We start from the raw sequence: 13237 nt of genomic DNA, 5'->3' as shown, positions 1-13237 counted from the left end.
CGCGCTGGAGCCGACTGCGGGACGCCGCGCGGGGAGCGGCGTCCTAACCAGCGGCGTCCTCGCGAGGCGTATCCGGGGATCCGCGTTCCAGCGGATCCCCGTCGCCGTTTGCATCCCGCTCCTCGGGACCCGGCCGCGCGCTCGAGCCGACTGCGGGACGCCGCGCGGGGAGCGGCGTCCTAACCAGCACTGTGCAAGGCGAACGCCGTCACGAACCCGAGCACCGCGTACAGCCCGGTGAGCACGTCGTCGCGGTCGAACGCCTCGGGGATCATCGTGTTCGAGATCATGGCGAGGATCGCGCCGGCGGCGACGGTCGTCACGAAGGCCACGACCGCGCCGGGCGCGGTGGCGAAGACCAGGAAGCCGACCAGCGCTGCGGCGGCCGAGATCGCGGCGATCCCGCCCCAGACGGTGAAGACGTAGCGGGCGGAGCGGCCGTCGGCCTTCATGCCGACCGTCGAGGACAGTCCCTCGGGGAGGTTCGAGATCGCGACCGCGGCGACGATGGGCACGCTGATCGCCGCTCCCGCTCCGCCCTGGGCGACCGAGAGGCCGAGCACGATCGATTCGGGGACCCCGTCGATCAGGGCGCCGGCCGCGATGGCCGCGCCTCCTCCTCCGCCCGAGCCCTTCGCGCTCTTGCGGTTCCCCGCGCCGGCGCGGGTGAGCAGCGCGTCCGCGCCGACGAAGACGACGGCTCCCGCGAGCGTCCCGAGGATCGTCGGGAGCAGTCCTCCGTCGTCCGCCGCCTCCTGCACGAGCTCGTAGGCGAGCGCCGAGATCAGCACCCCTGCTCCGAACGCCGAGATCGCGGCGGTGAGCTTCGGGGGCACGCGCACGAACCAGGCGAGCGCGGCGCCGATCAGGAGGGTGGCGCCGCCGATGGCGCCGCTGGCGAGGGCGAGGGTCCAGGGAGGCACGGCTCCACCCTGGCACCGGCGGTGTCCGGCCGCGGCGGGCTTGACGGGGGCGCTCCGGCGGCGCTCGACCCGCCTCCGCCCGCTCCGACAGCTGTCGTGCAGGCGTCGGGCCGCGATGCCCGGCCGATCCTCGGCGATGGAGGGCCGCTCGGGCCGGGCGTCCCCGTAAACTGCCGGAATGGCGGAGTTCAGCGCGAGTGTTTTCCAGAACGAGTTCCTCTCGGACGGCGCCACCGACGTGCACGCCATCGTCACGGTGACCGCGTCCGGCACGGGGGTCGCCGGGTCTGACGGGGCCGCGGCCGAGATCATCATCGTGGACTGCTCCGGATCGATGACCGGCGAGAACATGACGGCCGCGAAGCGCGCCGCCGCCGTGGCCGTCGACCAGATCCTGGACGGCACCTTCTTCGCCGTCGTGGCCGGGTCCGAGCGCGCCGACCGCGCCTTCCCGTACCCCAACGCCACCGTCTCGATGGTGCGGATGGAGCCGGGGGCGCGAGCCGCGGCGAAGGAGGCGATCGGCTACCTCCAGGCCGACGGCGGCACCGCGATGGGCACCTGGCTGACCCTCGCCCGCCAGCTGTTCGCGACCGTGCCGGAGGCGACGCAGAGGCACGCGATCCTCCTCACCGACGGCAAGAACGAGCACGAGTCGCGGATGCAGCTGGACGCGGCGATCCGCGCGGCGTCGGGCGACTTCCAGTGCGACGTGCGCGGCGTCGGCTCCCGCTGGATCGTCGAGGAGGCGCGCACCATCGCGAGCGCCCTGCTGGGCACCGTGGGCCTGATCGCGAACCCGGCCGACATGGCCGCCGACTTCGAGTCGCTGATGCGGGCGTCGATGGGCCGGGGAGTCGCCAACGGTGAGCTCCGCGTCTGGACTCCGCAGGGCGCGCAGCTGCTCTTCGTCCGCCAGGTCGCTCCGAACCTCGAGGACCTCAGCTCCCGGCGGAACGCCGTGAACCCGCTCACCGGCGCCTACCCGACCGGCGCCTGGGGCGACGAGTCGCGGGAGTACCACGTGGCGGTCCGGGTCGCGTCGAAGCCGGTCGGCTCGGAGCAGCTCGCCGCGCGGGTGCAGCTCAGCGTGCGCGACGAGGTGGTCGCCTCCGCCCTGGTGAAGGCGCGCTGGACGGACGACTCCGCACTGACCGCCCGCATCGACCCCGCCGTCGCCCACTACACCGGCCAGACCGAGCTCGCCTCGGCGATCCAGGACGGGCTCGCAGCCAAGGCGCGGGGCGACGAGGCGACCGCCACGGTCAAGCTCGGGCGGGCGGTTCAGCTCGCCTCCGTCACCGGGAACGACGAGGCGACCGCGAAGCTGCGGAAGGTCGTCGAGATCGACGACCCGAACGAGGGCACCGTGCGGCTCAAGCGCGGCGTGGACCGCCTCGACGAGATGGCGCTGGACACCGCGTCGACCAAGACCACGCGGGTGCGCAAGTGAGCTTCCGCTGCCCCGAGGGGCACACCTCGCAGTCCGGCGACTACTGCGACGTCTGCGGAGCGCCCATCGGTGCCGCTGCGGCCCCGTCGCCCGCTCCCGCCGCGCCGACCACCGCGATCCCGACCGGCCCCTCGGTCTGCCCGCACTGCTCGTTCCCGAACGAGCCCGGCGCCCTGTTCTGCGAGAACTGCGGCTACGACTTCACGACCGGCTCCCTCCCCGAGGCCGATCCGTTCACCTCCTCCGGCGCCGTCCGCGCTCCGGGCGAGGTCGGCGGCTCCGCGACGCCGTCGGGGGACCCGGCCCAGCACCTGGGCGAGGCGCCCGCGCCGCAGGCCGATCCCGCGGCTCCGACCGAGCTGGTCCCGGAGCAGGAGGCCGGCTTCGACACCCCCGTCGCGACCGCGCCGCCCGCCGCTCCGCCGACCGAGGTGATCCCGGAGGCCCCTGCACCCGAGGCCGCAGCCCCCGACGCGGCACCCGGGGCCTCAGCGTCGGAGGAGGAGGCCGCGTCCGCGCCGGCCACCGGCTCCGCCCGCCCCGCCGCCGCCTCCGCGGACCCGGACCGCCCGTGGATCGCCGAGCTCTGGGTCGACCCGGAGTGGTACGCCGAGCAGCGCGCCGACGACCCCATGCCCTCGCCCGGCCCGCCCGCGACCGTCGTCCTCCGCGAGCGCACCCTGCTCGTCGGCCGCCCGTCCGTCTCCCGCGGCATCTCGCCGCAGGTGGACTGCGGCTCCGACTCCGGTGTCTCGCGGCGCCACTGCCAGCTGAGCACCGACGGCTACCGCTGGTGGGTCGAGGATCTGCAGTCGGCGAACGGCACGTACCTCGCCCCGGCCGGGGCGCCGCTCCCGCAGTCGCCGATCGCCGCCGGGCAGCGCCGCGAGGTCGAGGAGGGCGACCGGATCTACGTGGGCGCCTGGACGCGGATCGTGCTCCGTCCCGCGTTCCCCGGCGAGGCCTAGGGCCCCGCGCCCGGTCGGTCAGCGACCGGCGAGCGCTCCGAGCATCCACGACAGCGCCGCGATCGCGCCGACGCCGACCACGCTCGAGCCGATGATCACGGAGCGCCGGATCCGTGCCGCGCGCGAGTCCGAGGCGGTCGGCGCGGCCGCCGCCGTGCCCGTCGTCATCCCGCCGCGGAGCCGGTGCGCGACCTCGTCGGCGGTCGGCCGCTTCTCCGGGTCCCGCTGCGTCATCGAGGTCAGCAGCGCCCGCCACTCCGTCGGCAGGGCGTCGGGCACGGAGGGGCTGCGGTGGAGGCGAGCGATGGCCGCCTCGAGGACGGTGCCCGAGTACTCGCGGTGACCGGTGATCGCCTCGAGGAGGACCAGGCCGAGGGAGAAGACGTCGCTCGCTCCGCTGATCGGCTCGCCCGCGACCTGCTCCGGGCTGACGAAGCTCGCGGTGCCGATCACGACGCCGTCGCTGGTGAGGCGGGAGCCGTCCATGAAGTGGGCCACGCCGAAGTCGGTGAGCTTGGCGGTGCGGGCGTAGCCGCTGGAGGCGACCTCGCTGACCAGGATGTTCGCGGGCTTCACGTCGCGGTGCACGACGCCGCGCTCGTGCAGGTAGGCCAGGGCCTCGGCGAGCTGCGTGCCGATCGCAGCGACCTCCGCCGCCGGGAGGGGGCCGGACTCGAGCCGCGCCTCCATCGTGGGGTCGGCGACGAGCTCCATCACGACGTAGCGGCGGACCTCGCCGCCGAAATTGTGCAGGCCCGCGTCGAAGAGGTTGACGATGCCGGGGTGGGCGAAGGAGCTCAGCATCCGCACCTCGCGCTCCTGGCGGGCCACGTCCTCGGGGTTCGAGGCCTCCGCGCGGAACACCTTCACGGCGACCTCGCGCTGCACGGTCTCGTCGCGGGCCCGGTAGACCGAGCCCATCCCGCCGGAGCCGATGCGCTCGATCAGGTAGTAGCGGCCGGCCACCTTCTGCTGGGCGGCGTTCGCGGCGACGGTACTCATGGCGATCCCGCCTTCCGCTCGAACGGTGCGCTCCGGAGCGCACGAGGTGGGCGCCTGCGACGACGGTACCGCGGGGCGGCGCCGGCCGGGTCGGCGGAACGGGGGGATTGACACTCCCGGCCCCGGACGGGGGGACGAATGGCCGCTCAGCGCACCGATCCGCACCCCCCGCCGCGAGGTCAGCGGAGGCCGCTGCGCGCGAAGCCCTGCACGAAGTAGCGCTGGAACACCAGGAACAGCACCACCATCGGCACGACGTTCACCAGGGCGAACGCCATGGTCGCTCCGTAGTCGCTGCCGAACTGCCCCTGGAGGAAGAGCAGCCCGATCGGGAGCGTGAACAGCGCGTTCTCCTTCAGGGCGATGAGCGGCCAGGCGAAGTCGTTCCAGGAGCCGAGCAGCGACATGAAGAAGAGCACGGCGATGAGCGGCTTCGAGAGGGGGAGGACGATGGCCGTGAACACGCGGAAGTGCCCGGCGCCGTCGATCCGGGCCGCCTCGATCAGGTCCCGCGGGATCGCGAGGATGAACTGCCGCGCCAGGAACAGCCCGAACGCCGATGCCGCCGTCGGCAGGATCACCGCCCAGTAGCTCCCGTAGAGGCCGAGGTCGGTGACGAGCCGGAACAGCGCCACCATGATCACCTGCACGGGCAGGGTGAGCGTCGACAGGGCCAGGAGGAAGAGCACTCCGGATCCGCGGAACCGCAGCTGCGCGAAGGCGTAGCCGCCGAGCAGGTTGATCGTCACGGTGATCAAAGCGGTGACCAGGCTGATCGCGAGGGAGTTGCCGAACCAGGTCGCCACGGGGAACGACGAGAACACTCGCTCGAAGTTCACCAGCGTCAGCTCGCGCGGCCAGAGGCGGAGGGTGCCGCCGAGCAGCTCGGACCGCGAGGAGAACGCGACGACGACCATCCAGTACAGCGGGAAGACGATGACCACCGAGACACCGAGGGCGAGGGCGAGGCGGAGCAGGCGCGAGGTGCGCGACGTGCGGATCATTCGACGAGGTCCCTCGAGCGGTTGGTGCGCCACTGCACCGCGGTGAAGATCATGGTCAGGATCAGCAGCACGATGCCGATGGCCGCGGCGTAGCCCTGGTCGCGGGTGACGAACCCGGTGTCGTAGGCGTAGGTCACGAGCACCGAGGTCGCGTTCTGCGGTCCGCCGCCGGTGAGCACGAAGACGATGTCGAACACCTGGAACGAGTAGATGACGTTGAGGATGAGCAGGAAGAACGACGACGGGCCGACCAGCGGCAGCGTCACGTGGCGGAACTGCTGCCACGCGTTCGCTCCGTCGAGCCGGGCCGCCTCGTAGAGCGCCGGGTTCACCCCCTGCAGCCCCGCCAGGTAGATCAGCATGTTGAAGCCGGTGCGCCACCACAGGGTGACGAGCACCACGGAGGCGAAGGCCGCCGCTCCGCCGGACTGCCAGGCGACGCGGGGGAGGCCGATCGTCTGGAGCATGCCGTCGAGCACGCCGCTGTTCTCGTCGAAGATCAGCACGCCCATCAGCGCCGTCGCCACGCCGGAGACCGCCATCGGCAGGATGAGGATGCTGCGGAACACCGGACGCGCGGGCAGCACCGAGTTCATCAGCACCGCCGCGCCGAGGCCCAGCGACATCGAGAGCGGGGTCACGATCAGGGTGAACAGCGCCGTGTTCAGCGTCGAGCGCCAGAAGAGGCCGTCGCCGAGCAGCCGCGCGTAGTTGTCGAGCCCGACGAAGACGCCGTCGCCGAAGCCGTTCGTGCGCTGGAAGCCGATCAGGAACGCGCCGCCCAGGGGGACGAACACGAACAGGCCGAGCATCAGCAGGTTCGGCGCGAGGAACGCGTAGGCGGCCGCCGTCTCGCGGGCGGGGGCGCGGGAGGTGCGCCGGGGGCGGGCGGTCACCGCCTCCGGCGCGAGGACCGACCGGCTCACTGCGTCGCGGCCGCGATGCCGGAGGTGAGGCCGGCGATGGTGTCCTCGGTGCTGCGCCCGCCGACGAAGGCCTGCTCCAGCTGCTCCTTGAGCACCGTGATGATCGCGGCCATGTCGGGCGAGGCGACCTGCGCCGAGTCGGACGCCTGGACGGTGCCCGCCTGGCCGAGGAACACCTCGGCGAGCTCGGGGCGCACGGCGAACTCGATGCCCGACTCCGTGAGGTCGCGACGGGTGGGGAGGAGGGAGGCGCCGGCGCAGAAGTCGCGCATCGCCTCCTCCTCCGTCACGAACGCGAGGAAGGAGGCGGCCAGCTCCGGGTTCTTCGCGGCCTTGGTCGCGACGAGGGCGTTGCCGCCGAAGTCGCCGCCTCCGCGCACGTTGCGCGGGGAGTAGGTGGCGCCCCACTCGAAGTCGAGGGTGGAGTCGGCGTCGGGGATGAGGAACGCGCCGGCGAAGGTCATCGCGGTGGTCTGCGAGTACCAGAGGTCGCTGGCGTAGGTGGTCGCCTGCACGGAGCTGCTCGGCGGCACGAGGCCGTCGGTGAAGAAGCTGCGGCTGAAGTCGATCGCGGCGCGGCCGGCGGCGGAGTCGATCGCGGGCCCGGACAGGTCCTCGGTGAGGAAGCGGCCGTCGGCCTGGAAGAGCAGGCTGAGCCAGCGCGTGACGCCGTTGCCCTGCCAGTTGTAGGCGAAGGGGTAGCGCTCGGCGGGGAGCGAGGCGCGCAGCTTCCGCCCGACCTCGGTGAATTCCTCCCAGGTCCACGCCTCCTCGGGCGAGGAGGGGAAGGAGGTGACGCCCGCGTCGGCCAGCACCTGCGTGTTGTAGAGGATCAGCGAGGTGTCGGTGTGGTGGGGGACGCCGAAGGGGCTCCCGCCGCTCTGCACCGCGGCCCAGGCCGGATCGGTGAACCGCTCGGCGACGTCGGAGTCGAGGAAGCCCGACAGGTCCAGGAGCTGGTCGCGGCCGGCGTAGCTGCCGAACGTGTAGTACGGGACCCGGAAGACGTCCGGCGGGTTGCCCGCCTGCAGCTGCGCGTCGATGTTGGTGAACATCTGCTCGTACGGGACCGCGTTGAGGGTCACGGTGGCGCCGGCGTTCGCCGACTGGAACGCGTCGATCGCGCGCTGGAAGCCGGCCAGCTCGGCGTCGGTGCCCCAGGTGGTGAAGGTGAGGGTGTCGCTGCCGACGTTCGCCGCGGGGCCCGCGGGGGCGAAGCCGCAGCCGGAGAGGACCGGGACGGAGGCGGCGACGCCGAGCGCTCCGAGGAAGCGGCGGCGGTCGAGGACCGCGCGTCCGAGCTGCGAGAGGTCGAGAGCCCCCGAGGGGAGCCCCTTGCTGGTCAGGCCCATGACGGCCTCCTTCCGGGGGCCAGCGGCAGGCTCCCGGGGGCAGGCTATTCCGGCAGGGCCGCGGGTATCGCGGCTGGACGGATCGGCCGATCCATGAGAGGAGCGGCCGATCCGCGCGGCGGGCGTTCAGCCGCGGCGGCCGAGCATCCCCTCGAACGAGCCGTCGAGCGCCCACGGGTCGGGCGTGGAGCCCGAGCGGGAGGAGCGGGCGGCTTGATCGGCCAGCTCGCGTCCGGCGCGCTCGATGCGCGAGGGCAGCGCCCGTCCGTCCTCGGTCGCGCCGCCCCAGTCGTCCGTCGCCGCGAACACCGTGGTCGCGAGGGGCGCCGCGTGCAGGTAGGTGAAGAGCGGGCGCATCGCGTAGTCGACGGCCAGGGAGTGGCGGGGGGACCCGCCCGTGGCCGCCAGCAGCACGGGCAGGCCGCGCAGCGCCTCCGTGTCGAGCACGTCGACGAACGACTTGAAGAGCCCGCTGTAGCTGGTGGTGAAGATCGGCGTCACGGCGATCAGGCCGTCGGCGCCGGCGACCGCGTCGAGCGCGGTCTGCAGAGCGGGGCTCGCGAAGCCGGTGAGGAGGTTGTTCGTGACGTCGTGCGCGAGGTCGCGCAGCTCCACGACGCTCCGCTCGACGGCGAAGCCCTGCTCGGTGAGGGAGGACTCGGCGGCGTCGGCCAGGCGGTCGGCGAGCAGCCGGGTCGAGGACGGCTGGCTGAGGCCGGCCGAGAGGACGGTGATCCTGCGGGTGTCCATGGAGAGCTCCTGACTAGACGGTGACGGGCTCGGCCGCGGGCTGCGCGTCGCGCGCGGCCACGAGGGAGGCGTGGGTGGGGGCGTCGGGCACGTGCGCGGGGCGGCCCTCGGCGAAGCCGGCGCGGAGGGCGGGGAGGATCTCGCCGAGCATGTCCATCTGCTCCAGGACGGTCTTCAGCGGGAGTCCCGCGTGGTCCATCAGGAAGAGCTGGCGCTGGTAGTCGCCGACGTACTCGCGGAAGCCGAGGGTGCGGTCGATGATCTGCTGCGGGGAGCCGACGGTGAGCGGGGTCTGCTCCGTGAAGTCCTCGAGCGAGGGGCCGTGGCCGTAGACGGGGGCGTTGTCGAAGTAGGGGCGGAACTGCGAGACCGCGTCCTGCGAGTTCTTCGCCAGGAAGATCTGCCCGCCGAGGCCGACGATCGCCTGGTCGGCGGTCCCGTGGCCGTAGTGCTCGAAGCGCTGGCGGTAGAGCTGCACCATCTTCTGGGTGTGCGAGGCGGGCCAGAAGATGTGGTTCGCGAAGAAGCCGTCGCCGTAGTAGGCGGCCTGCTCGGCGATCTGCGGGGAGCGGATCGATCCGTGCCACACGAACGGCGCGACGCCGTCGAGGGGGCGCGGGGTCGACTGGAAGCCCTGGAGGGGCGTGCGGAACTGGCCCTCCCAGTCGACGAAGTCCTCGGTCCACAGGCGGTGCAGCAGGTCGTAGTTCTCGATCGTCAGCTCGATGCCGCGGCGGATGTCCTTGCCGAACCACGGGTAGACGGGGCCGGTGTTGCCGCGGCCGAGCATCAGGTCGACGCGGCCGCCGGCGAGGTGCTGGAGCATCGCGTAGTCCTCGGCGAGCTTCACCGGGTCGTTCGTGGTGATGAGGGCCATCGCGGTGGAGAGCGTGATCCGCTCGGTCTTCGCCGCGAGGTAGCCGAGCGTGGTGGTGGGGGAGGAGGACCAGAACGGCGGGTTGTGGTGCTCGCCCAGGGCGAAGACGTCGAGGCCGATCTCCTCCGCCTTCAGCGCGATCGCGAGGGTCGCCTGGATCTTCTCGGACTCGGACGGGGTCCGTCCGGTCGTGGGGTCGGTCGTGATGTCGCTGACCGTGAAGATGCCGAACTGCATCAGGCGCTCCTTCTGTCCTCCGGCCCGGTGGGGCCTGGTCCATGCGTTTGCATGTACATCCTCATTCAACCACGTGCGACCGGATCTATTCCCGTGGATCCCCGGGCCTCCGCCGGCCTGTCGGAGGACGGCGCCGGTGCCGTGCCCGGACGTCGCCGACCCGCCCCGCTCGCCCCGCGGCCGCCCGAAACATCCCCGCAATACGCCCCGCACTAGAGTCGTGCCATGGGTGACCTCTTCGACGGATACGGGTCCCAGAAGGTCGAGCGGCCCGACACGGGCGCCACCCCCTGGGACGAGATGTTCGCCGACGTGGCGTCGACCGGAGGCCCCGACGGGGTCCGCGGCGCCTACCGCGACATCTACTCCTCGCTCGCGCGGATGACCCAGGAGGAGCTGCGCGGCCGCACCGACGCGCTCGCCTCCTCCTACCTCGCGCAGGGCGTCACCTTCGACTTCGCGGGGGAGGAGCGGCCGTTTCCGCTCGACGCCGTCCCCCGGGTGATCGAGCGCGCCGAGTGGAACGAGGTGCAGACCGGCATCAAGCAGCGGGTCCGTGCTCTCGAGGCGTTCCTCGCCGACGTCTACGGCCCGCAGAACGCCGTGGCCGACGGCGTCATCCCCGCCGGGCTGATCTCGAGCTCGAGCCACTTCCACCGGCAGGCTGCGGGCATCGTCCCCGCGAACGGCGTGCGGATCCAGGTGTCCGGGATCGACCTGATCCGAGACGAGAAGGGCGGCTGGCGGGTCCTCGAGGACAACGTCCGCGTGCCCTCCGGCGTCTCCTACGTCATCTCGAACCGCCGGGTGATGGCGCAGACGCTGCCCGAGCTGTTCGTCTCGATGCGGGTGCGCCCGGTCGGCGACTACCCGAACAAGCTGCTGCAGGCCCTCCGCGCCTCCGCCCCCGAGGGCGTCGACGACCCGACCGTGGTCGTGCTCACCCCGGGCGTCTACAACTCCGCCTACTTCGAGCACACCCTCCTCGCCCGCCTCATGGGCGTCGAGCTGGTCGAGGGCCGCGACCTGTTCTGCACGGGCGGCAAGGTGTTCATGCGCACCACCTCCGGCCCGACCCGGGTCGACGTGATCTACCGCCGCGTGGACGACGAGTTCCTCGATCCGCTGCAGTTCCGCGCCGACTCGATGCTCGGCTCGCCCGGGCTGATGCTCGCGGCCCGGCTCGGGAACGTCACGATCGCCAACGCGGTCGGCAACGGCGTCGCCGACGACAAGCTCGTCTACACCTACCTGCCCGACCTCATCCGCTACTACCTCTCGGAGGAGCCGGTGATCAAGAACGTCGACACGTGGCGGCTCGAGGATCCGGGAGCGCTCGAGGAGGTGCTCGACCGCCTCGACGAGCTCGTCGTGAAGCCGGTCGACGGCTCCGGCGGCAAGGGCCTGGTCGTCGGGCCGGCCGCCTCGGCGAAGGAGCTCGCGGAGCTGCGCTCCCGCCTCCAGGCCGACCCGCGCGGCTGGATCGCGCAGCCGGTCGTGCAGCTCTCCACCATCCCCACCCTCGTCGACGACGGGATGCGTCCCCGGCACGCCGACCTTCGGCCCTTCGCCGTGAACGACGGCACCGACGTCTGGGTGCTGCCCGGCGGCCTGACCCGCGTCGCGCTCCCGGAGGGGCAGCTCGTCGTCAACTCGTCGCAGGGCGGCGGATCGAAGGACACCTGGGTGGTCGGCCTCGAGGAGGCGCGCAGCGCCGAGCCCGAGGCGCGCGACATCCAGGCGCTCGTCGCCGAGCAGGCCGCGGTCACCAGCTCCATCCCGATCGTCTACCCGCTCAACCACACGCCCGACCACTCGCCGCAGGACGCGCCGAACACCGACCAGGACCAGCAGCAGCAGCAGACGCTCGCGGTGGGGGAGGACGACTGATGCTCTCCCGGATCGCCGAGTCGCTGTTCTGGATCGGCCGCTACATCGAGCGGTCCGACGGCACCGCCCGCATCCTCGACGTCCACCTCCAGCTCCTGCTCGAGGACCCGTGGATCGACGAGGACACGGCCTGCCGCTCGCTCCTGTCGGTGATGGGCTCGACCCCGCCCGACGACATGCGCGAGATCACCCGCGCCGACGTGCTGGCGATCCTCGCGATCGACCGCACGAACCCCGCCTCGATCGCCTACTCGCTCGGCGCGGCCCGCGAGAACGCCCGCCGGGCGCGCGAGATCGTCTCGACCGAGCTCTGGGAGTGCCTCAACACCACGCGCACCCGGATGCCGCGCCGCGTCTCGGGCGAGCGGGTGTCGGAGTTCTTCAGCTGGGTGCGCGAGCGCTCCGCCCTCGCCGTCGGCATCATCGAGTCGGCGACCTCGCGCGACGAGGCCTGGCAGTTCTTCACCCTCGGCCGCTCGATCGAGCGCGCCGACATGACCGCCCGCCTGCTCGCCACCCGCTCGCTGACCGAGGCGAGCGGCCCCTCCTGGACCACGATCCTCCGCTCCTGCGGCGCCTACGAGGCGTACCTGCGCACCTACCGGGGCGTGCCGAGCGCGCGGAACGCGGCGGAGTTCCTCCTCCTGGACCGGCTGTTCCCGCGCTCGATCCTCTTCTCGGTCTCGCGGGCGGAGGCGTGCATGCGCGACATCGAGCCGCGCACCGGCCGCATCGGCCACTCCGGCGACGCGCAGCGCGTCCTCGGGCGGATCCGCAGCGAGCTGGAGTTCCGGCCGATCACCGACATCCTCGAGGACCTGCCGCGGCACATGGACAGCGTGCAGGAGGCGACCTCGGCCGCTTCCGAGGCGATCCGCCAGCGGTACTTCCCCACCAACGTCATGCCGAGCTGGATCGGGGAGGCGCTGTGAGCAGGCTGCGCATCAGGCACACCACGGGCTTCACCTACGCGGGGGACGTGGTCGCGTCCTACAACGAGGCGCGGATGCTCCCCGCCTCCTCGGACGGGCAGCTGGTGCTGTTCTCGAACCTCGACATCCGGCCGGTGACCTCGGTGCACGCCTACACCGACTACTGGGGCACGCGCGTCTCGTCGTTCGACGTGCTCGACGCCCACCGCGAGCTCTCGCTGACGGCGACCTCGCTCGTCGAGATCCGGCCGAAGCAGCACCCCGACCACCCGACGGGGTGGGATCAGCTGTCCGAGCAGGTCGAGACGCGCACCGAGTACGTGGAGCAGTCGAAGCAGACCCACCGCACCGCGCCGCCGGAGGACCTCTCGGCGATGGCGCGCTCGCTCGCGGATGAGGCGGCCGGGCCGTGCGAGGCCGCGCTCACGATCGCCGAGACGATCGGCCGGGCGATGACCTACCGGCAGGGCGTCACCGGCGTGCACTCCACCGCGACGGAGTCGTGGACCGCGCGCGAGGGCGTCTGCCAGGACATCACGCACATCGTCCTCGGGGCGCTGCGCTCGGTGGGCATCCCGGCGCGCTACGTCTCGGGCTACCTGCACCCCAAGCCGCACGCCGAGATCGGCGAGACCGTGGTGGGGGAGTCGCACGCCTGGGTCGAGTGGTTCTGCGGAGGAGCGTGGCGCGGCTACGACCCGACGAACCTGATCGACATCGGCGACCGCCACGTCATCGTCGGCCGCGGCCGCGACTACAACGACATCGCGCCGCTGCGCGGGGTGTTCGCCGGGCCCCGCTCGTCCAAGCTCTTCGTCCGCGTCGAGATCACCCGCGAGGCCTGAGGGCGGGCGGCGGACGCGCCCGGCGTCGACGACGACCCGTTCAGCCGGCTGTCCGCGGATCCGCTCCGGCGCGCGGAC

12 protein-coding genes are annotated in these 13237 nt (G+C 72.5%); 5 read left to right on the top strand and 7 right to left on the bottom strand.

Going from position 1 to position 13237, the window contains the following annotated elements:
- Positions 1-179: 179 nt before the first annotated feature.
- Positions 180-923, bottom strand: coding sequence for a ZIP family metal transporter (locus C5C39_RS04905; protein WP_104223842.1), 744 nt, complete (start codon positions 921-923; stop codon positions 180-182).
- A 178-nt stretch (positions 924-1101) separates the two neighbouring features.
- Here C5C39_RS04905 and C5C39_RS04900 point away from each other — a divergent pair, with 178 nt between their 5' ends.
- Both C5C39_RS04900 and C5C39_RS04895 read left to right on the top strand, forming a co-directional pair.
- A complete protein-coding gene (locus C5C39_RS04900) occupies positions 1102-2376 on the top strand; it encodes a VWA domain-containing protein (RefSeq protein ID WP_104223843.1) in 1275 nt (424 codons plus the stop codon).
- On the top strand, positions 2373-3344 hold the full coding sequence (locus C5C39_RS04895; protein WP_104350363.1) for an FHA domain-containing protein: 972 nt from the start codon (positions 2373-2375) through the stop codon (positions 3342-3344). Before C5C39_RS04900 ends, C5C39_RS04895 begins: the two co-directional genes overlap by 4 nt.
- 18 nt (positions 3345-3362) lie before the next feature.
- Here the strand turns inward: C5C39_RS04895 and C5C39_RS04890 are convergent, their stop codons facing one another.
- From C5C39_RS04890 to C5C39_RS04865, 6 genes are all read right to left on the bottom strand, one after another.
- Positions 3363-4346, bottom strand: a complete 984-nt coding sequence (locus C5C39_RS04890; RefSeq protein ID WP_104352799.1) for a serine/threonine-protein kinase — start codon at positions 4344-4346, stop codon at positions 3363-3365.
- A 179-nt stretch (positions 4347-4525) separates the two neighbouring features.
- The gene (locus tag C5C39_RS04885; protein ID WP_104223846.1) at positions 4526-5350 is read right to left on the bottom strand and encodes a carbohydrate ABC transporter permease; all 825 of its coding nucleotides are present in this window, start codon (positions 5348-5350) and stop codon (positions 4526-4528) included.
- Positions 5347-6246 (bottom strand): carbohydrate ABC transporter permease, encoded by a 900-nt coding sequence (locus tag C5C39_RS04880; RefSeq protein ID WP_258075775.1) that lies wholly within the window; start codon positions 6244-6246, stop codon positions 5347-5349. The genes C5C39_RS04885 and C5C39_RS04880 overlap by 4 nt, the downstream gene beginning before the upstream one ends.
- A 26-nt stretch (positions 6247-6272) precedes the next feature.
- Entirely contained in the window at positions 6273-7628 is a 1356-nt protein-coding gene (locus C5C39_RS04875) for a sugar ABC transporter substrate-binding protein (RefSeq protein WP_104352798.1), read from the bottom strand.
- 126 nt (positions 7629-7754) lie between these two features.
- Complete coding sequence (locus C5C39_RS04870) at positions 7755-8378, bottom strand: FMN reductase (protein ID WP_104249848.1); 624 nt, start codon at positions 8376-8378, stop codon at positions 7755-7757.
- A 13-nt stretch (positions 8379-8391) separates the two neighbouring features.
- A complete protein-coding gene (locus tag C5C39_RS04865; protein ID WP_104226200.1) occupies positions 8392-9492 on the bottom strand; it encodes an LLM class flavin-dependent oxidoreductase in 1101 nt (366 codons plus the stop codon).
- 225 nt (positions 9493-9717) lie between these two features.
- On the opposite strand from C5C39_RS04865, the gene C5C39_RS04860 reads away from it, so the two are divergent.
- From C5C39_RS04860 to C5C39_RS04850, 3 genes are read left to right on the top strand one after another with little or no spacing between them, the layout of a single operon-like run.
- Entirely contained in the window at positions 9718-11382 is a 1665-nt protein-coding gene (locus C5C39_RS04860) for a circularly permuted type 2 ATP-grasp protein (protein ID WP_104329575.1), read from the top strand.
- The gene (locus C5C39_RS04855; RefSeq protein WP_104223851.1) at positions 11382-12314 is read left to right on the top strand and encodes an alpha-E domain-containing protein; all 933 of its coding nucleotides are present in this window, start codon (positions 11382-11384) and stop codon (positions 12312-12314) included. Before C5C39_RS04860 ends, C5C39_RS04855 begins: the two co-directional genes overlap by 1 nt.
- Entirely contained in the window at positions 12311-13159 is an 849-nt protein-coding gene (locus C5C39_RS04850; RefSeq protein WP_104256498.1) for a transglutaminase family protein, read from the top strand. The genes C5C39_RS04855 and C5C39_RS04850 overlap by 4 nt, the downstream gene beginning before the upstream one ends.
- Positions 13160-13237: the final 78 nt, after the last annotated feature.

The sequence above is a fragment of the Rathayibacter sp. AY1F3 genome (genome assembly GCF_002931975.1).
In the GTDB taxonomy this organism is placed as follows: Bacteria; Actinomycetota; Actinomycetes; order Actinomycetales; family Microbacteriaceae; genus Rathayibacter.
Note: the sequence above shows the minus strand (reverse complement) of the source record. Positions and strands in the feature narration are given on the sequence as shown.